General features: G+C 52.7%; 21 protein-coding genes. 15 read left to right on the forward strand and 6 right to left on the reverse strand.

The window, feature by feature from the left end; genetic code table 11:
• The first annotated feature begins 81 nt into the window (after positions 1-81).
• The 4 genes from Q4579_RS14510 to fre all read left to right on the forward strand — a co-directional run bounded on the left by Q4579_RS14510 (position 82) and on the right by fre (position 3,681).
• Complete coding sequence (locus Q4579_RS14510) at positions 82-1,074, forward strand: hypothetical protein (protein ID WP_303565221.1); 993 nt, start codon at positions 82-84, stop codon at positions 1,072-1,074.
• A 135-nt stretch (positions 1,075-1,209) separates the two neighbouring features.
• On the forward strand, positions 1,210-2,682 hold the full coding sequence (gene ubiD / locus Q4579_RS14515; RefSeq protein ID WP_211646778.1) for a 4-hydroxy-3-polyprenylbenzoate decarboxylase: 1,473 nt from the start codon (positions 1,210-1,212) through the stop codon (positions 2,680-2,682).
• A 15-nt stretch (positions 2,683-2,697) separates the two neighbouring features.
• Positions 2,698-2,961, forward strand: coding sequence for a 2Fe-2S iron-sulfur cluster-binding protein (locus Q4579_RS14520; protein WP_303565223.1), 264 nt, complete (start codon positions 2,698-2,700; stop codon positions 2,959-2,961).
• 9 nt (positions 2,962-2,970) lie between these two features.
• A complete protein-coding gene (fre, locus tag Q4579_RS14525) occupies positions 2,971-3,681 on the forward strand; it encodes an NAD(P)H-flavin reductase (protein ID WP_303565224.1) in 711 nt (236 codons plus the stop codon).
• 107 nt (positions 3,682-3,788) lie between these two features.
• Here fre and Q4579_RS14530 read toward each other — a convergent pair whose 3' ends face one another.
• Together Q4579_RS14530 and Q4579_RS14535 are read right to left on the reverse strand one after the other, a co-directional pair.
• The gene (locus Q4579_RS14530; protein WP_211646781.1) at positions 3,789-4,661 is read right to left on the reverse strand and encodes a carboxylate/amino acid/amine transporter; all 873 of its coding nucleotides are present in this window, start codon (positions 4,659-4,661) and stop codon (positions 3,789-3,791) included.
• Positions 4,662-4,812: 151 nt separating this feature from the next.
• Positions 4,813-5,235: a universal stress protein gene (locus Q4579_RS14535; protein WP_303565225.1), complete on the reverse strand. Its 423-nt coding sequence runs from the start codon at positions 5,233-5,235 to the stop codon at positions 4,813-4,815.
• A 242-nt stretch (positions 5,236-5,477) separates the two neighbouring features.
• Between Q4579_RS14535 and ftnA the strand changes: the two genes are divergently transcribed.
• The 5 genes from ftnA to Q4579_RS14560 all read left to right on the forward strand — a co-directional run bounded on the left by ftnA (position 5,478) and on the right by Q4579_RS14560 (position 9,484).
• Positions 5,478-6,005, forward strand: coding sequence for a non-heme ferritin (gene ftnA / locus Q4579_RS14540; protein WP_303565227.1), 528 nt, complete (start codon positions 5,478-5,480; stop codon positions 6,003-6,005).
• Positions 6,006-6,118: 113 nt separating this feature from the next.
• Positions 6,119-6,457 carry a universal stress protein UspB gene (gene uspB, locus Q4579_RS14545; RefSeq protein ID WP_211646784.1) on the forward strand — a complete coding sequence of 113 codons (339 nt, stop codon included), beginning with the start codon at positions 6,119-6,121 and terminating at the stop codon, positions 6,455-6,457.
• A gap of 133 nt (positions 6,458-6,590) precedes the next feature.
• Positions 6,591-7,778 carry an NAD(P)/FAD-dependent oxidoreductase gene (locus Q4579_RS14550; RefSeq protein WP_303565229.1) on the forward strand — a complete coding sequence of 396 codons (1,188 nt, stop codon included), beginning with the start codon at positions 6,591-6,593 and terminating at the stop codon, positions 7,776-7,778.
• A 160-nt stretch (positions 7,779-7,938) separates the two neighbouring features.
• On the forward strand, positions 7,939-8,751 hold the full coding sequence (locus tag Q4579_RS14555; protein ID WP_303565231.1) for a DUF3800 domain-containing protein: 813 nt from the start codon (positions 7,939-7,941) through the stop codon (positions 8,749-8,751).
• 289 nt (positions 8,752-9,040) lie between these two features.
• The gene (locus tag Q4579_RS14560; protein ID WP_303565233.1) at positions 9,041-9,484 is read left to right on the forward strand and encodes a GNAT family N-acetyltransferase; all 444 of its coding nucleotides are present in this window, start codon (positions 9,041-9,043) and stop codon (positions 9,482-9,484) included.
• A 503-nt stretch (positions 9,485-9,987) separates the two neighbouring features.
• Here the strand turns inward: Q4579_RS14560 and elbB are convergent.
• A complete protein-coding gene (gene elbB, locus Q4579_RS14565; protein ID WP_303565235.1) occupies positions 9,988-10,638 on the reverse strand; it encodes an isoprenoid biosynthesis glyoxalase ElbB in 651 nt (216 codons plus the stop codon).
• Positions 10,639-10,964: 326 nt separating this feature from the next.
• Between elbB and polA the strand changes: the two genes are divergently transcribed.
• Positions 10,965-13,748: a DNA polymerase I gene (gene polA / locus Q4579_RS14570; protein WP_303565237.1), complete on the forward strand. Its 2,784-nt coding sequence runs from the start codon at positions 10,965-10,967 to the stop codon at positions 13,746-13,748.
• Between the two features lie 1,001 nt (positions 13,749-14,749).
• Here the strand turns inward: polA and yihA are convergent.
• Complete coding sequence (gene yihA, locus Q4579_RS14575; RefSeq protein WP_303565238.1) at positions 14,750-15,424, reverse strand: ribosome biogenesis GTP-binding protein YihA/YsxC; 675 nt, start codon at positions 15,422-15,424, stop codon at positions 14,750-14,752.
• Between the two features lie 158 nt (positions 15,425-15,582).
• Between yihA and Q4579_RS14580 the strand changes: the two genes are divergently transcribed.
• From Q4579_RS14580 to hemN, 5 genes are all read left to right on the forward strand, one after another.
• Entirely contained in the window at positions 15,583-16,200 is a 618-nt protein-coding gene (locus tag Q4579_RS14580) for a cytochrome c (RefSeq protein WP_303565240.1), read from the forward strand.
• Positions 16,201-16,353: 153 nt separating this feature from the next.
• A complete protein-coding gene (locus Q4579_RS14585; protein ID WP_303565243.1) occupies positions 16,354-16,998 on the forward strand; it encodes a class I SAM-dependent methyltransferase in 645 nt (214 codons plus the stop codon).
• Positions 16,995-17,528 carry a Der GTPase-activating protein YihI gene (yihI, locus tag Q4579_RS14590; protein ID WP_303565244.1) on the forward strand — a complete coding sequence of 178 codons (534 nt, stop codon included), beginning with the start codon at positions 16,995-16,997 and terminating at the stop codon, positions 17,526-17,528. Before Q4579_RS14585 ends, yihI begins: the two co-directional genes overlap by 4 nt.
• Positions 17,529-17,540: 12 nt before the next feature.
• Positions 17,541-18,017 (forward strand): DUF2489 domain-containing protein, encoded by a 477-nt coding sequence (locus tag Q4579_RS14595; RefSeq protein WP_303565292.1) that lies wholly within the window; start codon positions 17,541-17,543, stop codon positions 18,015-18,017.
• 158 nt (positions 18,018-18,175) lie between these two features.
• Positions 18,176-19,549 carry an oxygen-independent coproporphyrinogen III oxidase gene (hemN, locus tag Q4579_RS14600; protein ID WP_303565245.1) on the forward strand — a complete coding sequence of 458 codons (1,374 nt, stop codon included), beginning with the start codon at positions 18,176-18,178 and terminating at the stop codon, positions 19,547-19,549.
• Positions 19,550-19,648: 99 nt separating this feature from the next.
• Here the strand turns inward: hemN and add are convergent, their stop codons facing one another.
• Both add and glnG read right to left on the reverse strand, forming a co-directional pair.
• Positions 19,649-20,650, reverse strand: coding sequence for an adenosine deaminase (gene add / locus Q4579_RS14605; RefSeq protein ID WP_303565246.1), 1,002 nt, complete (start codon positions 20,648-20,650; stop codon positions 19,649-19,651).
• 168 nt (positions 20,651-20,818) lie between these two features.
• Positions 20,819-22,234, reverse strand: a complete 1,416-nt coding sequence (gene glnG / locus Q4579_RS14610) for a nitrogen regulation protein NR(I) (protein WP_303565248.1) — start codon at positions 22,232-22,234, stop codon at positions 20,819-20,821.
• Positions 22,235-22,245 lie beyond the last annotated feature (11 nt).

The following is a 22,245-nucleotide window of genomic DNA, read 5'->3' on the forward strand; positions in this document are numbered from 1 at the left end:
CGTGTATTCAGCATCTGGCCAGGAAGGTGGAGGTTGAATACACGAATGGAATCGACAACCAAATAAAATAAGGACAAGAACATGCGACATGGATGGGGCATGTGGATCGGGTTGTGGATGCTGTTGCTTGCCTGGCCCTTGCGGGCTGATGAACTCAGCCAGCAGGAATTTCAGCAGGTGACCTCAGACGTTGTTCCGGCACTCAATTCACTGAAATCACTGTATCGTGACAGTGAGATCGACCAGCTTAACCGACAACTGGCGGACTTTCCGGTGCTGGCGCAGGAAGCACTGCGAGCTGGATTGGTTGAATACGCACAAACACTGGATCAGCTGGACGAAACCAAGGTCACCTGGCTGGAGACCTTAGTGACTCGCAAACCCCGATTCACCCTGACCGAGCAGGGCGATGGTTATCGGGTGACGCGTTCGGCCTTCAATTACGGCCCTCAGGCCCGACAACTTTTGCAGCACTGGCAGCGCGAACAGCTGGCGGCGGCATTCGTCCGTCAGGCGGACGCGGGTGAACTGGTGCTGAGCGACTGGCTCGCTGGCGAACGGAACGTGCAGCGAGTCCGTCGGGATATTGCGCTGGCCCAGCTTCCGGCGGTATCCGAACAGGGACAACGCTATCTTGCTAATCAGTTTCTGTCGGATAAACAGCTCCTCTGGCTGCCGAATAACGGCTTACTGGCGCAATTGGCCGAAAGCACCGGCGATGAAGCACTCTATCAGCAACTCTGGCGCCGCCGGACCGATCAATACAGTCGTGCGGAGTTGAATCGCCTGACTGATCTGCTGCCGGATCAGCTCGCCGTGAATCAGCTGATTGAAGCCACCCGTAATCCGTCGCTGAAAGCGCAGGCTTATCAGGCCTTGGCGACCCTCAAGCCGCTGCCCGCTCAGGTGGAAGTGTTTCTGTTAGCCAAGCTGTCAGAGCCTGAGGACGGAGAAATGGTGGCCGGACATCTGGTGAGCGAAGGGCACAGCAGCTGGCTGATGAAGCTCGCCGCCGGCACCAAGAGCTACACGCTCAAGCGCAATCTGGAAACGGCGCTTTCCTCTTCCCTGTGATCGGTCATGGCGGCCCGCGAGGTCGCCAATAAATTCCCACGAAACAAGCATCTTGATAGTGATAAGTATATAATGTGTCCTATTTTCATCTCGGCCCTGTGCGGGTCCGAGCGAGTCAACAGATAGGGTGCAGGAATGAAATTCAATGATCTGCGCGACTTCATTGCCTACCTGGAAGAGCGTGGGCAACTCAAGCGCATCAAGCAGCCAGTCGATCCCCGATATGAAATGACGGAAATCTGCGACCGGACCCTGCGGGCCGGTGGTCCGGCTTTGCTGTTTGAAAATCCGGTGGGTTACGATATGCCTGTGCTGGCAAACCTGTTTGGCACGACCGAGCGGGTGGCGATGGGCATGGGCCGGGAAGATGTGCTGGAGCTGCGGGAAGTCGGTAAGTTACTGGCCTATCTCAAAGAACCGGAGCCGCCGAAAGGTTTCCGCGACGCGATCGATAAACTGCCGGTCTTCAAGCAGGTCCTGAACATGCCGGCCAAGCGGCTGAGTAAAGCGCCCTGCCAGCAGATTGTCTGGGAAGGGGATGAGGTTGACCTCGATAAAATTCCCGTGATGAGCTGCTGGCCGGGGGATGTGGCGCCGCTGCTGACCTGGGGCCTGACGGTCACGCGAGGTCCGGAGAAAAAGCGCCAGAATCTCGGGATTTACCGCCAGCAGAAAATCAGCAAGAACAAAGTGATTATGCGCTGGCTGGCTCACCGGGGGGGGGCGCTGGATATGCGGGAATTTATGCAGGCGCATCCGGGCGAAAAATTTCCGGTGTCTGTCGCTTTTGGCGCAGATCCGGCCACGATTCTGGGGGCAGTGACGCCCGTGCCGGATACCTTGTCTGAATATGCGTTTGCAGGGTTGCTGCGGGGCAGTAAGACCGAGGTCGTTAAGAGTATCAGCAATGATCTGGAAGTGCCGGCCAGCGCAGAAATCGTGCTGGAAGGCTATATTGATCCCAACGAGTACGCCGATGAAGGTCCATATGGCGATCATACCGGGTATTACAACGAAGTTGAGCGCCATCATGTGTTCACGGTCACGCATGTGACCATGCGGAAAGACCCGATTTATCACAGCACCTATACTGGCCGCCCGCCGGATGAACCCGCGGTGCTGGGTGTGGCGCTGAATGAAGTGTTTGTCCCGATCCTGCAAAAGCAGTTCCCGGAAATCGTCGACTTCTATCTGCCACCGGAAGGATGCTCCTATCGTATGGCCGTTGTGACGATGAAGAAGCAGTATCCGGGCCATGCAAAGCGGGTCATGATGGGCGTCTGGTCTTTCCTGCGCCAGTTCATGTATACCAAGTTTGTGATCGTCTGTGATGACGATGTGAACGCCCGGGACTGGAATGATGTGATCTGGGCAATTACTACCCGGATGGATCCGGCGCGCGATACCGTGATGATCGAAAATACGCCGATCGATTCGCTGGATTTTGCCTCCCCTGTGGTTGGGCTGGGCTCGAAAATGGGTCTGGATGCAACCAATAAGTGGGAAGGCGAAACGCAGCGCGAGTGGGGCACCCCGATTATCAAAGATCCCGAGGTCGTCGCCAGAGTGGATGCCATCTGGGATGAGCTGGGAATTCTGAATAACTGACGTCAAATCAACACGATGTATCAGATCAGGCTGCTGCCACAAGAATTGACCTTTTTTGTCAGGGAAGATGAAACCCTGTTGCGTGCAGCACGCCGGGCTGGGGTGGCTTTTCCACACCGTTGTCAGGTTGGCGCGTGCGCCACTTGCCTGTGCCGCAAACTGTCGGGTGAGGTGGCGTACCAGCTCGCACCGATGCTGACGGAAAAAGAACAGGCTGCCGGATGGATTTTTCCTTGTCTGGCGATGGCCCGCAGCGATTTGGTACTGCTTTTAGAATAGAGGAACAGAATGTCGATTCAATGTGAAGTGAAGTCAGTCGAGTCGCTGGCGTGCAATACCTACCGCATCCTGCTGAAGCCAACAGCGCAGGTTGATTATAAAGCCGGTCAGTACCTGCTGGCGGTGATGGGCGAAAAAGACAAGCGTCCGTTCTCGATTGCCAGCAGCCCTTGCCGTGGCAATGAACTCGAACTGCACATCGGTGCTGCGGACCACAATCCGTTTGCGATGGAAGTTGTCGAAGCGATGCGGCTGGCGATGGCGGAAGGCAAGCCGTTTGAGGTGGAAGCACCGATGGGCGACGCGTGGCTGCGTGAAGACAGCGCCAAGCCGCTGCTGCTGATTGCCGGTGGCACCGGATTCTCTTATGTTCGCAGCTTGCTGGATAACTGTCTGAGCCGAGGCATGACCCAGCCCATCTTTGTGTACTGGGGCGGTCGTGATGATTGTCAGCTGTATGCCCATGATGAGCTGGTTGCGCTGGCAGCACAGCATGCAAACCTGACCTATGTCCCGGTGGTGGAATCTGCACCGGCAGACTGGCAGGGGAAGGTGGGAAATGTGCTGGAAGCGGTCTGTGATGATTTTGTCAGCCTGTCTGCTTACGATATTTATATCTGCGGCCGGTTTGAGATGGCTGGTGCTGCCCGCGAGCAGTTCACAGCGGAAAAAGGTGCCGATCGCGAGCGGATGTTTGCCGACGCGTACGCCTTTATCTGAATCGACGGATTGAACCCGAAAAAAGCCCCTGTGATCGTCGGATCGCAGGGGCTTTTTGATGATTGCTTTTCATCCGCACCGCTGGCGGCGGGGTGGAATGGGGAAGGTCAGGCGTGCGCGGCTGCGACGCGGCGCTTCACCCAGGTTTCATTAACCCACAAAGACAACAGGATAATGGCACCGCCGATGATCAGGCGCGGATAGTCAACATCCCGGTTCCAGATCACCAGATTCACAATCAAGCCTGCCGGTACCAGCGCATTGTTCATAATGGCCAGTGCTCCGGCATTGACCAGCGTCGCGCCTTTGTTCCAGATGAAGTAGCCCAGACCGGACGCCACAATGCCCAGATACACAAGAATGCTCCACTGGGTGTTGGTGGTCGGCAGCTTGTCCATGTTCCCGAACAGCAGGAACATCGGCAGAGCGACGCAGACTGCGCCGATATAAAACAGAGCAAAGACGGTATGTTGCGGCAGATCAGCCTGCTCTTTTTCCATGATCACCTTGTAGCCGACCTGGCCAATGGCAAAACACAGATTCGCGCCCTGAACGATAAAAAAGCCGAGAATGAAGTTTTCGTTGATCCCTTCAAACTTGATCACAGCCGCACCCAGCACCGCGATGGCCGCGGTGACCAGATACCAGGCCGAAAAACGGCGTTGCAGCAGATCGTAAATCAGGGTGACGTAAATCGGGGTGAAAATAGTAAACAGTAAGACTTCCGGAACCGACAGGTACAGGAACGACTGATAGTAAAAGCAGTACATGATGCCGAGCTGAAATGCGCCGATGACCATCAGTTTCAGCGCCAGTTTCCCGGTCAGGTGCTGACGGCGCAGAAAAGGCAGAAAGACCAGTGCTGCCAGTGTCACCCGGGTCAGAACTGAGAACCAGGCATCGACCTGTCCGGCCAGATAGACCCCAATCAGGCTGAAGGAAAACGCCCACAGCAGCGTTATCGCAGTTAAATATCCCATTGCGTACATCCTTTGAAATTTGGGCGTATTGTAACTGAAATCGGCTCGCAGCCAATGGCAGGCTGGTCTGCTGTGAAGAAGCTGGGCGGGTGTCACAGCAACCCGCCCAATCGAGATCGCCCGCGGCGCGAGGGGCGCCGGGCCAGTGAAATTAGTGCAGAGGGACCATGAGCAGGTCAACCGGGGTATGATTGATCAGCTGTTTGGTCGAGGAGAGAATTTTGCTCCAGAAATCCTGATGATGGCCGCAAATCATCAGATCAATATCTGACTCTTTGATGGTATTGCAGATTTCATCACTCAGATCACCGCTGCCCACATAAGTATGCGTGACCGGATATTCTGCCTGTTTGGCCAGTGCTTCCAGCTGCTCCTGAGCATGATCGGCCATCCGGTATTGTGCTTCGGCCATGTTGATATCAATCAGGCCGGTGTACAGCTCGGCATAGTTGGTATCGATATGGATCAGCGATAACTTGGCGTTGAGCGTCCGTGCCAGCGCCGCGCCTTTTGTCACCAAAACTTGACTGTCTTCAGATAAATCAACCGCAACCAGAATATGTTGATAAGTCATAACCCGCTCTCCTGTAAGGTTTTTAATATGCTAACATGGCGTATCTGTGAAAAATGCTGTGCTGATCTCATTGCTTGCATTGACGGAATCTGCTGTGAGTGGTGTGGATATCCAGTTGGTTCTTTTTAGCTTTTTTTGATTTGTCGTCAGGATAAGCATGATACCTTGTACCTGGAGTTGCAAACTCAGTTATGCATAGTGACAATGTGTTGATTACACTTGATTAGGAAAGGAGTAGTGCGATGCTTGCTCAAGCAATGGTCGATAAGCTGAACGAACAGATTAACCTGGAGTTCTTTTCGTCTAACCTGTACCTGCAGATGAGTGCATGGTGTGAAGATAAAGGATTCGAGGGAGCAGCTGAGTTTCTTCGTCTGCATGCCGCGGAAGAAATGCAGCATATGCAGCGTTTGTTTACGTATGTGAGTGAAACCGGCGCACTGCCAATTTTGGGGACCATTGACGCCCCTCAGCATGAATATGCGTCTTTGGGTGAGGTGTTCCGCGCTACTTACGAACATGAGCGTTTGATCACTGAACGTATCAACAAACTGGCGCATGTTGCGTTTACAACGCAGGACTACTCCACGTTTAACTTCTTGCAGTGGTATGTTGCAGAACAGCACGAAGAAGAAAAATTGTTTAAAGGTATTTTGGACAAGATCGAACTGGTTGGCGAAGACGGCAAAGCGCTGTTTTTCATCGATAAAGATCTTGCCGCCATGGCGAAGCAGGAATCCAGCTCCGTGATGGGTCAGCAGGCGGGTTAACAGGCCTGGGTGTCATAGAGGCGGCGTTTCTTTCCGAAAGTACGCCGCTGTGGTCCACCGCTCCCTGTATTGCCTGGTCTGCGCAGAACAATAGTCGTTGTTCGGGGGGTACTATGATAAGTGGTGATGCAATCCTCATGGCCCTGTTTATTGTGGCCATAATCAATATTTCTCGTTATGTCAGCACGCTGAAAACTTTACTCGTCGTCATGCGCGAGTGTGATCCACTCCTTTACCAGCAGGTTGACGGCCGGGGCTTTTTTTCCTCCCAGGGGAATATGAACAAGCAAATCCGGCTCTTCCATTACATCCGCAGTCAGCAGTATCACAAGCACCATGATGAAATCTTCATGGCGAAGTGCGAAAAAGTCCGCAAGCTGTTTGTGCTGGCCAGCACCAGTCTGATGGTCTTTCTGGTGTCTATCTTCGTGGTCGCTTATCTCGGCATCTGACTGAAACGCGCGCGCTGATTGGTATTCCGGCGACAGATGGGTAAAATACGCACACTTGAAAAGGATGTACGGTGATCCACTGGATTACCGCATCCTTTTTATTTTTTGTTGCGTGTCGATAGCGGATAAGAAAATGGCTGAGAAGTTTGATGTTGTGGTGATCGGCGCTGGTGCTGCCGGGCTGATGTGTGCCGCAGAGGCCGGAAAGCGTGGCCGCTCTGTGCTGGTGGTCGATCAGGGTAAAAAGCCGGGACGAAAAATCCTGATCTCTGGCGGCGGCCGCTGTAACTTCACCAACTACGATGTCACGGCCAGTCACTATGTCTGCCGTAACCCGCATTTTGCCAAATCCGCGCTGGCGCAGTACACCCAGTGGGATTTCATTGCGATGGTTGCCAAACATGATATCGCTTATGAAGAACGGGATCATGGCCAGCTGTTCTGTCTGGACTCCGCGAAAGACATCGTCGATATGCTGATGAAAGAATGTGATTTGCCCACGGTGCAGCACCGTTACCGCTGCGACGTGCACGATATTACCAAAACGGATGATGGTTTTATCCTGATGCTCAATACCGACACCGTGTATTGTTCGTCGTTGGTGATCGCTACGGGCGGCTTGTCGATGCCCAAGCTGGGGGCCACGCCATTTGGCTATCAGGTTGCCGAGCAGTTTGGTCTCAGCATGGTGCCGACTACGGCTGGCCTGGTGCCTTTTACCCTGCATGTGGCCGACAAGGATGCGTTTGCGGACTTATCCGGAATAGCCGTTCCAGCCGTGGTCACCGCGGAAGACGGCACCAGTTTTAAAGAAAATATTCTCTTCACACACCGGGGGCTGTCCGGTCCGGCGATTTTGCAAATTTCATCCTACTGGAAGCCGGGACAGGCGGTTTCTGTCGACTTATTGCCGACACTGAGCCTGGATGAAACCCTGCAGGCGATGCGTGAAAAGCACCCGAATCAAAGCCTGAAAAACTCACTGTCCCGTTTGCTGCCGAAGCGCCTGGTCGAAGCCCTGATTGAACGGGGAGATCTCGAAGACAAGCCGCTCAAGCAGCTCAATCCAAAAGAAGTGCAGGCGCTGCACGACTATTTCCATCAGTGGCAAATTGCCCCGAACGGTACGGAAGGCTACCGCACCGCTGAAGTGACCCTCGGCGGTGTCGATACCGACGGACTGTCTTCCAAAACCATGGAAGCCAAGTCCGTTCCCGGCCTGTATTTCATCGGTGAAGTGATGGACGTCAGTGGCTGGCTGGGCGGCTACAACTTCCAGTGGGCCTGGAGCTCTGGTTTTGTTGCGGGACAGCATGTTTAAGTGGGTGCAGAGGCAATAAAGTTTGCCTGTAGTGTGATCAATGACATGAAGGAAACCCAGATCTGATTTCCGGAGAAAAATCTGCGGAAGTACGACTGAAAAAGATTACATTCAAGTGAGCAGTTGCTAAGCCTAAACGCAAAACAAGGACAACCAGCGCATGACCGATAATGTTGAAGACCAGCCACAGCCAAAAGAGCAAGAGGCCCTGATTGGTCGAAAGCGTGGGTTTAGTGACTTTGTGGTTTATGTCGATGAAAGTGGCGACCATAGCCTGACGTCTATCGATCAGGATTACCCAGTCTTCGTGTTGGCATTTTGCATTTTCTACAAAGCGCACTATCTATCCAATGTCGTCCCCCAGCTTCAACAGCTAAAGTTTGACTATTTTGGTCATGATTTAGTGATTTTACATGAGCATGAGATCCGCAAAGAAAAAGGCGATTTCACCACGTTCAAAAATCGAGCGGACAAAAATCAGTTCTTAGGTCGTTTAAGTGAAATCATCGATGACAGTAACTTTATTCTTGCTTCCTGCGTGATTGAGAAGAATAAGATACGGCATCCTGAAGAGGTGGGAAATCCTTACCATATTGCTCTCAAGCACTGCTTAGAAACCTTGTATGATTTGGTCACAGAAAAGGGCCAGCAAGCGCTTGAGACGCACGTTATTGTTGAGTGTCGAGGCAAGAAAGAAGATAACGAACTCGAGCTGGAATTTCGCCGCATCTGTGATGGTGAAAATAAATATCAGCGAGATTTGCCCTTTAAGATCCGCATGGCATCAAAAACCTCTAATTCGGCTGGGTTACAGTTGGCAGATTTAGTCGCAAGGCCAATCGGTAGGCATGTGCTTAATCCTACTCAGGTAAACCAAGCATTCGATATCTTGCAGAAGAAATTTTACTGTGAAGGTGGCAGGTGTGCAGTTGGTCAAGGTTATGACCAGTGGGGGCTTAAGCATTTTCCCTAGTATTTTCGGGAGTCTATTTCAAATTTACCTGTCTCCAGATAGCGAAAAACCTCGATGATACTCACCGAGGTTCCAACGCCGACCGGGCACTCCCAATCCACTTGCGCTTAGTATAGTGGACAGCCCGGAAAAAATTCAAGCGCAATATTGCCACATGACGGGGTACATCATCTCCCCATGACGCGGGAGGATTACCTCAGCGGATTGTTCGCAATCTTCCTGGATTCACTTAGACTTTTGGTCAGGAGATTGAAAGAGACCCGTTTCGTAAAGCGGATCAGGAGAGCGCATGGACATACGTGAAGCGTCGCTGGCGGAAGCGGCGTCGGTTTTAGCCCGAATCAGTGAATTTGATCATCCGGAAACAGAAGAAAGCCTCGCGAGCCGGGTTCGCGGGCGTAGCCCTTTGATTCTGGTGGCTGAAAAACAGGGGGCGCTGATCGGGGTGAAAATTGGCTATCGCTTATCGGAGACCTGTTATTACAGCTGGCTGGGCGGCGTCGTCCCGGAAGGACGACAGCAAGGTGTTGCTCAGGCACTCATGCAGGCACAGGAAGCCTGGGTGAAAGCGCAGGGCTATCAGGAACTCCGGGTGAAGTCCCGAAACCGTTTTCCTTCGATGCTCAGATTATTGCTGCGTAATGGCTATCAGATTGAGCACATGGAAAAGAAAGACGGCATTGAGGATTACCGCCTGCATTTCGTGAAGTTTGGTTTGGATCGGCCTAAATGAAAATAATTCTCAAATAGTGCTTGATCTGTAAATGAGAATGGTTACTATTACCTTGCTTTCAGCGGAAACATACAGCAAGAGGTTTCCTGTCTGATGGCACGACATTGCTCACATTGCTTCCAGTGTACTTCAGCGAATCGCAGAGGTGACGTGTAGGGCGACATCTTCTGCTTCATTTTGCTCAGCGGTGCTTGTTATCAGGCACCGCTTTTTTCTTTGTTGTCGCTAGCATCTCAGCCCAAGGGGATCCGTTCAGAGAGAAGTCCTTGATATTTCAGCTAAATGAAAATTATTCTCAATCAGTGCTTGCAAATGGAATGAGAATGGTTATTATTAACTTGCACTCAGCGGGAAACACCAAGCAGTATTCTTTTCCGATGAAGGCACGACATTGCTCACATTGCTTCCAGTAATACAGCTTCGGTTGGGTTTATCGTGTAGGGCTTTAAACCGGGACCAATTCTGCTGAGCGGCGCTTTTCTTGAAGCGCCGCTTTTTCTTTTTCAGGCCATTTTCACCAGATGTTGTACCAGCTTGTTGATCCCGCTGGCGGCTTCCGAAATACTGCCGGCCATCATATAGGCGGGCGTACTCAGCAGGCAGCGTTCCTGATCCAGTACAAATTCATCCACAGGACACTCAATGTGATCGCCGCCCATGGCGCGAAAAGCACTGGCAACGTCTTTATCATGCCCGATGGTTCCTTTCGCATCTTTCCCGTAAATCTGTGGGATCAAGACCGGCGCAATACACAGGTAGCCCGCTGGTTTTTGTGCTTTGGCAAACTCCTGACAGGCCCGTTTGACTTCAGGGTGGATCTGACACTGTGCGCCCTGAAAGGCAAAGTCGGATAGATTTTTGGCTGCGCCAAAGCCACCAGGTAAAAGCAACGCATCAAAATCACGGGCACTGAGCTCGGTGATATTCTGGATCTGACCCCGGGCGATCCGAGACGCTTCCACCAGCACATTACGGGTTTCATGCATGGGTTCGCCGGTCATGTGATTGATCACATGGTGTTGATCCATATCCGGCGCAAAACAGTGCCAGCTTGCACCAGCCTGTTCAATTGCATGGAGCGCCAGAACAGCTTCATGGATCTCACTGCCGTCAAAGACACCGGCGCCGCTTAAAATCACTGCAACCTTCTTCATCTTGGTCTCCTTTTTGTTCAGTCTTGGGGAATTTGGCATCGCTTTGAGTGATTACACCGCCATCTGATAACTTTTTCCACATTTCATGATCATTTAAGGATCTTGGATCACATTTATTTTTTATTGGTAAGCTTTTGTTTTAAATGAAAATAAAATTATAAACCCAACAAAAATGTGAAAATGATCATCAGGCTTATTTTAAAAACTAACAAACTTATCCACAGGTTCGGGGGGATGAAAAGGAAAAAACTTCGGTTAACACTTGCCACGTCTCATGGCATGCTAAGGCCCTGATCCTTTTATCTCCCAGATACAGATAATCCATTATGGCAACGATTCCTGAAAACCCACTGATCCTGATCGATGGCTCCTCGTATCTTTACCGCGCTTATCACGCGGCACCGAACTTCACGAACTCAGACGGTGAACCGACCGGTGCCGTCTATGGTGTGGTCAACATGCTGCGCAGTTTGCTGCGTCAGTTTGCCACCGAACATATTGCTGTCGTGTTTGATGCGAAAGGAAAGACCTTTCGTGACGAGCTCTATCCCGAGTATAAAGCGCATCGGCCTCCGATGCCGGATGATTTGCGTGCCCAGATTGAGCCGCTGCACGCCATCATTAAAGCCATGGGGCTGCCCCTGATTTGTGAGCCGGGTGTGGAAGCGGACGATGTGATCGGAACGCTGGCCTGTCAGGCATCTCAGGCGGGTATGCCTGTGCTGATCAGTACCGGTGATAAAGACATGGCCCAGCTGGTGGATGACAACATCACGCTGATCAACACCATGACCGGCGTGGTGATGGATGCTGATGGGGTGCGGGAAAAATTCGGGATTGGTCCGGAACTGATCATCGATTATCTGGCGCTGATGGGAGATAAAGTCGATAACATTCCGGGGGTTCCCGGCGTGGGCGATAAAACGGCAACGGCCTTGCTGACAGGCATCGGCGGCCTGAAAGATTTATATGACCATCTGGATGCGATTCCGGCGCTGGGTTTCCGGGGTTCGAAAACCATGCCGAAAAAGCTGGAAGAGCATCGTGAAGCTGCGTTTATGTCTTACGAGCTGGCGACAATCAAGCTGGATGTTGAACTGGAATTCAGTCCGCAGGATCTGCAGAAAGGCACGCCGGATACCGACGAGCTGACCCGGTTGTTCGGAAAACTGCAATTCCGTCGCTGGTTGGCTGAAATGCTGGATGGCAGCGATGGCCGGATTGTCGCGGATGGGGCCGCCACGATTGCGACAGAAGAAGCGCAGGAAGTGGCGAATACACCAGCCCCTGTGATTGATCGCAGTGGTTATGAAGTGGTACTGGATGAAGCACGTTTTGCTGAGTGGCTGACAATCCTGAAAAATTCGGATGTTTTTGCGTTCGATACCGAAACCGACAGTCTGGATTATATGGTCGCGAACCTGGTTGGCGTGTCCTTTGCGGTTGAAGAAGGGAAAGCGGCTTACGTGCCGGTTGCCCACGACTATCTGGATGCCCCGCAGCAACTGGATCGCAATTGGGTGATTGCGCAGCTCAAGCCGTTACTGGAAGATCCGGAGCAGGCAAAAGTCGGCCAGAACCTGAAGTATGATGCCAGTGTGCTGGCTCGCTATGATGTGGCGATGCAGGGTATTCGCTTTGACACCATGCTGGAATCTTATGTGTATAACAGTGTGGTGGGCCGGCATGATATGGACAGTCTGTCACTGCGTTATCTGGAACACAAAACCATCAGTTTTGAAGAGATTGCCGGTAAAGGTAAAAAGCAGCTGACGTTCAATCAGATCGATCTGGAGCAGGCGGGACCGTATGCGGCCGAAGATGCGGATATCACCTTGCGTCTTCATAACCTGCTGATAGCGAAACTGAATGCGGATCCAAAGCTGAAGTCGGTATTTGAAACCATTGAAATGCCGCTGGTGCCGGTCCTGTCCCGCGTGGAGCGTACCGGCGTCTTGCTGGATGTTGCAAAACTGCATCAGCAGTCAGACGAAATTGCCAAGCGACTGGATGAAATTCAGGCGGATGCTTATGAGGTTGCCGGCGAGGAATTCAATCTCAGCTCACCCAAGCAGTTGCAGGCGATTCTGTTTGAGAAAATGGGCTTGCCTGTGGTGAAGAAAACCCCGTCTGGCACCCCATCCACCAATGAAGAAGTGCTGCAGGAACTGGCGCTGGATTATCCGCTGCCGAAACTGATCCTGGAGCATCGCGGTCTGGCCAAACTGAAGTCCACCTATACCGATAAACTGCCACGGATGATTAATCCGACAACCAAGCGGGTCCATACCTCTTATCATCAGGCGGTCGCGAAAACCGGGCGTCTGTCGTCGACGGATCCAAACCTGCAGAATATTCCAATCCGAAATGAGCAGGGGCGTCGGATCCGCCAGGCATTTATTGCGCCGGAAGGGTATCAGATCCTGGCTGTGGATTACTCTCAGATTGAACTGCGGATCATGGCCCATTTGTCTGGTGACAAAGCGCTGCTGGATGCGTTCCGCGAGGGCAAAGATATTCACGCCGCCACGGCAGCAGAGATCCTGGGGATTGCGATAGAGGAAGTCAGCAGTGAGCAGCGTCGCCGAGCGAAAGCCATCAACTTTGGTTTGATTTACGGCATGAGTGCTTTCGGACTGGCGAAGCAGCTGGGCATGGGCCGAAATGAAGCGCAGGAGTATATGAACATATACTTCGAGCGTTATCCGGGCGTGCTGGAATATATGGAAAGTACCCGATCTCAGGCGAGCGAGCAGGGTTATGTAGAAACCTTGTTTGGTCGTCGTTTATATCTGCCGGATATCAAATCCCGGAATGCGATTCGCCGTAAGGCCGCTGAACGGGAAGCGATTAATGCCCCGATGCAGGGAACAGCTGCAGACATTATTAAGCGTGCCATGATTGCAGTCGACACCTGGCTGCAAACACAGGACAGCAGCCGCGTGCGTTTGCTGATGCAGGTACACGATGAATTGGTGTTTGAAGTCCAGACTTCAGCGCTGGATGAGGTGGCCAAATCGGTCTGTCAGCTGATGGAAGCCGCTGCTGAACTGGATGTGCCTTTGATTGCAGAAGCTGGCAGCGGTGAGAACTGGGATCAGGCGCATTAATTGGTCTGAAAACAAGCTTGTAATAAAACCTTCAAGAACCGGCTGCTGGGCCGGTTTTTTCTAATCTGAATCAGAGTTTACCGTGATTTTATAGAACAAAATTACGGTATATATGAAAAAAAATTACGAAAGGGTCTTTCCATCACTGCACAATTGATATACAGTGAGCGGTGTAGGGTACAGAGGTAAGATGTTCTATCTTTCAGACCTTTTGTTTCACGTTATTGGATTTGGCTGATTCAGCCGCCCTGGTCATTTGGCCAGGGCGTTTTTATTTCTGCCCTCTCAAACTGTACCCGCCTGCCTTTCCTGACTTTTCCCATGTTTGATGAAACCTGCTGTTTGCTGATTTTGGCTTGTTTTCAGGACAGATGTCTCATTTTATGCTGATATTTTCACCAAGTGACTTCTATTGGATAGAAGCCTAGCGCTTGCGTTTTTGCGGGTTTTAATCAAGCACATTAAAATTAGAGCAATTACTTTAAATTACCAGTGCAGATCGGTATACTGCTTGCTGCTTCTTGTTCATATTTAGTCTGGCTGTGCTTCTGGAGTGACAGTCGACCTATCCATGATCATGCCACCTGATTTTTTAGGTGGCTTTTTTTTGTCTTTTTGCCAGCATTCTGTAATTAAATTCCAATTTCAAAACATATGCAGAACGATGACCCGCATGGTTTCACCAACTTAATTTGTTGAATGAAACAATAGGCATGAATATTCGGACGAGTGGGACAAAACTGGCAGTTAACCCCGGGCGGAGCTAATGAATATCTGGCATCAGTGCGGAAAAAATGGCCAGATTGTGGATAAAAAACTTGCGTTGCGGGGGTAAATCATTAATCCTTTCCGGACAAATATAAAAACCTCCTATTTCTCTCCCGTTGCCCCATCGTTCCGATGGGGTCATTTTTATCCGGGTTTCGGAGACCGTCTGCAGGCTGGGTGGGTGTTCCGGATAAAGCAAAGTGCCTGGCGGATCTGCCAGGCACAGACGGAGATTATTCTGGATCAGCGGGGAAACTATCCTGCTCGTCAAAGTTATCTTCCAGCAAGGCTTGCTGGCGGGCCAGTTCTGGGGCAAACCAGACGTCCAGCTTACGGCGAACCTGATCCACACCGATGCCTTTCAGGGCTGAAAAGCATTCCACTTCAACATCGCCGCCAAAGGCCAGCGACGCTTCACGGATTTTCAGCAGCTGCGCTTTACGAGCGCCGCTTTTCAGTTTGTCCGCTTTGGTCAGCAGCACCAGAACAGGTAAACGGCTTTCGACTGCCCAGTAAATCATTTGCTGGTCGAGATCTTTCATCGGGTGGCGGATATCCATCAGGACGACCAGGCCTTGCAGGCATTCACGCTTTTGCAGGTATTCACCCAGTGCGGCCTGCCACTTCTGTTTCATCTCCAGCGGGACTTGCGCATAGCCATAGCCGGGCAGGTCAATCAGGTTGCAGCCGCCCACGACCTCAAACATATTGATCAACTGCGTACGGCCCGGTGTTTTTGAGGTCCGTGCCAGACTTTTCTGATCCGTCAGTCGATTCAAAGCACTTGATTTACCAGCATTTGATCGGCCAGCAAAAGCAATCTCAACACCCTTGTCCTGAGGCAGGTGGCGGATATCCGGGGCACTGGTAATAAAATGGGTTTGTCTGTAGTTGAGAGGGGAATTCACTGTTAACTCCGTCAAGTCTTCTGGTCGTCGACTAATTACTTTTATGCGAAAGTGTGTAAAATGTACCACTAACCCTGCTTGGTTGATGGTGCATTGTATACCATGTTGCTGAGCAATACTTGTGGTACTGGAAGCTCAATAATTATAAACGGAATGTCATGAAGAAATTAGCATTGATATTTACACTTCTTGCCAGTTGCACAAGCTGGGCCCAGGGAGATGTTGAAGCTGGAAAAGCAAAAGCAGCGACATGTGCGGCATGTCATGGCGCTGATGGTAAAGGTATCACCGGACAATACCCCAACCTTGCGGGTCAGCACCCACGTTATCTGGAGAAGCAGCTGAAGGAATTCAAGCTGGCGATGACAACGGGTGGTGAACAGGGGCGTAATGATCCTGTGATGGGTGGCATGGCGATGCCATTGTCTGAACAAGACATGGCGGATCTGGCTGCTTACTTTGGTTCCCTGCCTCCTGTGGAAGGCACCACCGTTGAAAGCTCGATTGAAGTTGGTCAGCAACTGTATCGGGTCGGTGATGCCGAGCGTGGGATCACGGCCTGTACGGCGTGCCACGGTCCTCGAGGAAACGGCACTAGCTTGTCTGGATTCCCGGATATCTCGGGCCAGCACGCGGAATACATCAAGAAACAGTTGACGATGTTCCGCGACGGCAACCGAAACAACGACATGAACGCCATGATGAGTTCTGTCGCAGCGAAACTGAGTGACAAGGAAATCGACGCCCTGTCTCAGTATTTAGGCGGTCTTCACTGATCCCGAACTCAGTATCGCAAGGCATCGCAAGCATAAAAGGCAGCTCTGGCTGCCTTTTTTATTTGGGCGCTCAGGGCGGAGACAGGCTGTCCATTTCTCAATCGGGACAGGTCTGCTATCATACGCGGCCAGATTTTGACTGAGGAGTAACCGATGACGGCCTGTACTTTATGCAACAGCACTGCTGTTGTGCCTTATCATCAAGACCGCCGTCGCCCGTACCTTCAGTGCCAGAATTGTTGCCTGATCTTCGCAGACCCGGCTTCACATTTAACGCTGGAAGAAGAGAAAGCCATCTACGATCAGCATGAAAATCATGTGGATGATGAAGGCTACCGCGGATTTCTCCAGCGTCTAGCGTCGCCGCTGGCTGCTAAGTTGCCGCAGGCGCCGCTGGACGGACTGGATTTTGGCTGCGGGCCAGGTCCGGCGCTGGCGGCGATATTTCGCGAGCAGGGACACCGGATGGCCGTCTATGATCCGTATTATGCCCCGGACAACCGTGTGCTGGAACGTCAGTACGACTTTGTCACCTGTACCGAGGCGATAGAACATTTTTATACCCCGGGCCGGGAGTGGCAGCAGTTGCTGTCGCTGCTCAAACCTGGGGGCTGGCTGGGATTAATGACGAAGCTGGCAACCGATGTCGCGGCATTCAGCCGCTGGCATTACAAGAATGATCCCACCCACGTCAGCTTTTTCAGCCGGGAAACCTTTCAGTTTCTGGCGCAGCGTGATGGACTGACGGTGGAATTTGTTGGAAACGATGTAATTATGCTGAGGAAAGATCAGTCATGACCCGTAAGAAAAGAAGCCGTAAACCTGGTTCAGAAGGCCCGGCGCAGTACGTAGAGAAAAGTGTCAGCCAGCAGGATTTGGATGGCCGTGTTCGCCAGAAAGCACGTAAGCGGAAAGGGTTGAAAGCAGGCAGCCGCCACTCTGATGGCAGCGCTCAGAACGCGAGCCGACAGGGTCAGGCCAAGGATCCTCGCCATGGCAGTAAGAAGCCGGTACCGCTGATTGTTGAGCCGAAACCAAGCAAGCAGGTTCGCCGCATGAACGCGGAACAGGAACTGGCGATGCTGGAAAATGATCCGCAACTGATCGCGCTGCTGGACCGTCTGGACGCAGGTGAAAATCTGGGGGCCGGGCTGCAGAAGCAGGTCGATCAGAAGCTGGACCGTATTGAACAACTGATGAAACAACTGGGTCTGTACGAGGAAGACGTGGCCGCAGATGATCAAATCGCCGCAGGGGATGCCCGCAGCGAGGAAGATCTGCTGGACGACTTCGAAAATGCCCGTTGGGATGATTTCGATAAGGAGTAAACCTTGCAGGATCTGAAACTCTGGTTACTGGTGGCAGGAAGCCTGATTGTGCTGGTGCTGGCGGCATACGCCGGCTATTTGCTGTATCAGCTGTACAAGCAGAAACAACGCCACACAGCCTTTCTTGCCCGGGCAGAGCAACAGCAGGCAGAAGCGATTGCCGTCCGGAATGCGAATATTCTGGAAAGTGTCTATATCATTGCGGAAGCCGGAAAGCAGGAGCAATGTGATATGTCTGAAATCGCCATCCGCTTATATAAGCTGATGACCGTTCTTCAGGCAGAGCGCAGCGTGAATTTTTCCGCTCAGTATCCGGCGCTGTATGAACTCTATCAGGTGGTGGAAGACATGCCGCGTGGCGACGCGCGTAAAGCACTGGCCAAGCAGGATCGAATGAAAGACGATCTCGTACGGATGAAAGCTGAATCGCGCCTGTTCGATGACATTCAGCAGGAGCTGGCCCAGATCCTGACTCAAAAGGCGTCCTGACCGCCGACCTCAAATTATCAGCCCGGACGATAGGACCGGGCTTTTTTGTTTGTGGGGACGATGTATTGCGATCTGATTTGTGATCGATCAATAAACACCGGCTGAGGCCATGCTAGCTTACCGGATTGACCTGAAGTCCGTCCGTGAGGAAAGCCGCCATGACACAGCCTGCGATGATTTGGGACCAGTCCCTGATCGAAAAATACAACTACTCTGGCCCCCGCTATACCTCCTATCCGACGGCGCTTGAGTTTCAGCCCGGATTTACTCCCGCCGATTTCGTGACAGCGAGCCAGCAGTATCCGGGCCGTCGTCTGTCGCTTTATCTCCACATTCCGTTTTGCCATACGCTTTGTTATTACTGCGGCTGTAACAAGGTGATCACCCGGCACGCCCATAAAGCGGATGTGTATCTGGCGGCGCTGGCGGTGGAAATCCATCAGCGTGCTGCGCTGGTCCGGGGCAGGGCGGTGAGCCAACTGCATCTGGGTGGCGGCACCCCTACATTTTTAACCAAGGCGCAGATTACCCGTTTAATGTCCTTGATTCGCGAACAGTTTCATTTGCTGCCGGATGCAGAAATCAGTATTGAGGTCGACCCGCGACGGATGGAACTGGACCTGTTGGATCACCTGCGGGCTGAAGGGTTCAACCGGCTGAGTATCGGGGTGCAGGACTTTGACAAAGAAGTGCAGCAGCTGGTGAATCGCGAGCAGGATCAGGATTTTATTGAAGCATTGGTTCGTCGCGCTCGCGAACTCGGGTTTCGCTCGACCAATCTGGATCTGATTTACGGCCTGCCCAAACAAAATACCGAACGCTTCAGCAAAACGCTGGCCGCAGTGCTGGCAATGCAGCCGGGCCGGTTATCTATATTTAACTATGCTCATATGCCTGCACTATTTGCTGCACAGCGTAAAATTAAAGATGCAGATTTGCCTGCACCTTCGGAAAAGCTGGCGATGCTGCACACTACAATCCGGACGCTGACCGATGCTGGTTATCAGTTTATCGGGATGGATCATTTTGCGCTGCCGGATGATGAGCTGGCGGTGGCCCAGCGTGAGGGCAAACTGCACCGGAATTTTCAGGGCTATACCACGCAGGGCGATTGCGATTTGCTGGGACTGGGGGTTTCCGCCATTTCGATGATTGGCGACAGCTATGCGCAAAACCAGAAAGAGCTCAAAGCTTATTATGCCGACATTGAAACGAAGCAACACGCGTTGTGGAAGGGGGTCACACTGACCGCTGATGATTTACTGCGCCGGGAAGTGATTAAAACCCTGATCTGCCAGTTCGAGCTTTCAACCACCGACATTGAGCATCGCTACGGGATCGACTTTGCAGACTATTTTGCGGCAGACTTCGCGCTGTTGCAGACCTTCATTGACGATGGTCTGGTTACGGTGACGCCGGACCGGATTCAGGTCGCTCCGAAAGGCCGGTTGCTGATCCGCAATATCTGTATGTGCTTTGATGTGTATCTGCGTCAGCGGGCGCGCCAGCAACAGTTTTCGCGGGTGATTTAACGGCTGTGTCCGCGAAGGGCTTCTGCATTCAAAAAACGCCCCGGCGGGTAGACCTGCCGGGGCGTTTTTCATCATGAATGACGGATTCGGCGTGGGTGATCAGCGGGTTGCCGCCATCTCACGCAGCGCTTTTTTCTCGCTGTCGGACAGGAAGGCAAGTTCCAGACCATTGATTTGCGCCTGACGGATTTGTTCCGGCGTCAGGCCAGCCTTTGGCGCAGCCACTTCGTATTCGTACGGCAGTTCGATGCCTTCAACAGCCGGGTCGTCGGTGTTCAGGCAGGCCAGAATACCGTGATCCAGGAACTGCTTGAGCGGGTGTCCGGACAGGCTGGCGATGGTGCTGGTCTGGATGTTAGACGTCAGACAGGACTCAATCCCGATCTTGTGTTCGGCCAGATAATCCATCAGACGTGCGTCTTCAACTGCTTTCACGCCGTGACCGATTCGCACCGCGCCCAGTTCCTGAATCGCCTGCCACATGCTTTCCGGTCCGGCAGCTTCACCAGCATGAACGGTCACCTGAAGTCCGGCATCACGCACCTGCTTGAAGTGGCCGACAAATTGATTGCCTGGCTGGCCCAGTTCATCACCGGCCAGATCGACGGCAACCAGATGATTTTTCTGGCTGAGCAATGCATCCAGTTCTTGCTGACAGGCTTGTGTTCCGAAAGTTCGGCTCATGATGCCGATCAGATTCGCCTGAATGCCAAAATCAAGGCAACCAGCCTGAACCCCATCCACCACAGCTTCTACGACGCCTGCGACTGGCAGGTTGTGCTTCATCGCCATGTAGTAAGGCGAGAAACGTAATTCTGCGTAATCGATTTGTGCGTTCAGGGCATCTTCCACGTTTTCATATGCAACCCGGCGGCAGGCTTCCAGATCGCCCAGGACCGCCACGCCCCAGTCCAGTTTGGACAGGAATGCAACCAGACTTGGCTCGGCTTCGACGATCTGAACGTGCGGACGCAGCGATTCGATGTCGTTGGCCGGTAGTGTCATGCCAAATTTCTGGCCCAGCTCAAGAATGGTCTGAATACGGATGTTCCCGTCGAGGTGACGGTGCAGATCGGTCAGTGGCAGATTTTTCTGAATCATGATGAGGTATCCCGGAAAAACGTTTGCCTCAGTATAAGCAAAGATGGCATGACATTCATCTGGGGAAAGAGATGGATCCGGCCTGATCAAAAAGATCAGGCCAATGTTTACTGTCTCTGTTGAAAAAAACACCAGTAGGCGTGGGGGACAGTCAGGCACCCGGTTGGATTAATCGCTGGCCATATTCAGTTCTTTGAGCTTGCGGGTCAGGGTGTTGCGCCCCCAGCCAAGCAGCTTGGCAGCTTCCTGTTTATGGCCGTGAGTGAATTCCAGCGCCGTATCGAGCAGGATTCGCTCAAACTCCGGCATGGCCTCGCCCAGCAGATTCTGATTGCCCTGTTGCAGTGCCTGTCGTGCCCAGCGCTGGAGCGACTGATGCCAGTGCAGTGCTTCTTCATCCCCTGCAGGCTGGCTGTCGGAGGCGGTCAGTTCTGGAGGCAGGTCGGACGGCAGGATCTCATTGCCGCTGGCCATGACGGTGAGCCAGCGACAGGTGTTTTCCAGCTGCCGGACATTCCCGGGCCAGTTCAGGCTGGTGAGCAGGGTTTCGGTGTCCGGATGCAGAGATTTGATTTCCACCCCCAGTTCATCGGAGGCCTGTTTCAGAAAATGGCGGGTGAGCTGCGGGATATCCTGACGGCGATCTTTCAGTGCCGGAAGATGCACGCGAATCACATTCAGGCGGTGAAACAGGTCTTCCCGGAAGTCTCCTTTGGTAACCAGACGTTCCAGATTCTGGTGCGTGGCTGCGATAATCCGCACATCGACGTTGATCGGTGAATGCCCGCCCACCCGGTAGAACTGGCCATCTGCCAGCACCCGCAGCAGCCGGGTCTGGATATCCAGCGGCATGTCGCCGATTTCATCCAGAAACAGTGTGCCGCCATTGGCCTGCTCAAACCGTCCCTGCCGGATGTTATTGGCACCGGTAAAAGCGCCTTTTTCATGGCCGAAGAGTTCAGACTCAATCAAATCTTTCGGAATCGCGGCCATGTTCAGGGCGATAAATTCTTTTTCTTTACGCGGGCTGTGGCGGTGCAGCGCCTGAGCAACCAGCTCCTTCCCCGTTCCGGATTCCCCGTTGATCAGCACCGAGATTGAGGAGCGGGACAGGCGACCGATTGCGCGGAAAACTTCCTGCATCGCCGGTGCTTCCCCGATGATTTCAGGCGCACGCTGAGTCTCTTCAGCGGGCTGCTGCTGGCGTTTCTGCTCCTGGCTGTGGGTGACCGCCCGTTCAACCAGACTGACCGCTTCATCGATGTCGAAGGGTTTGGGCAGATATTCAAACGCGCCTTCCTGATAGGCATTCACCGCCGCATCCAGATCCGAATGCGCCGTCATAATAATGACCGGCAGGGTCGGGTAATCCAGATGCAGGTCGCGCAGCAGCGTCAGGCCATCGGTGCCCGGCATCCGGATATCCGACACCAGGACATCCGGCACACTGCGTTCCAGTGCTTCGACGACGCTGTCGGCATCGGCGAAAGTTTCACAGCGTAATCCGGCTGCGTTCAGGGTCCGCTCCAGGACCCAGCGTATTGAGCTGTCATCATCAACAACCCAAATTAATCCTTTGCTCATCGCATGCCCTC

The organism is Photobacterium sp. 1_MG-2023 (assembly GCF_030547945.1).
GTDB lineage: Bacteria > Pseudomonadota > Gammaproteobacteria > Enterobacterales > Vibrionaceae > Photobacterium.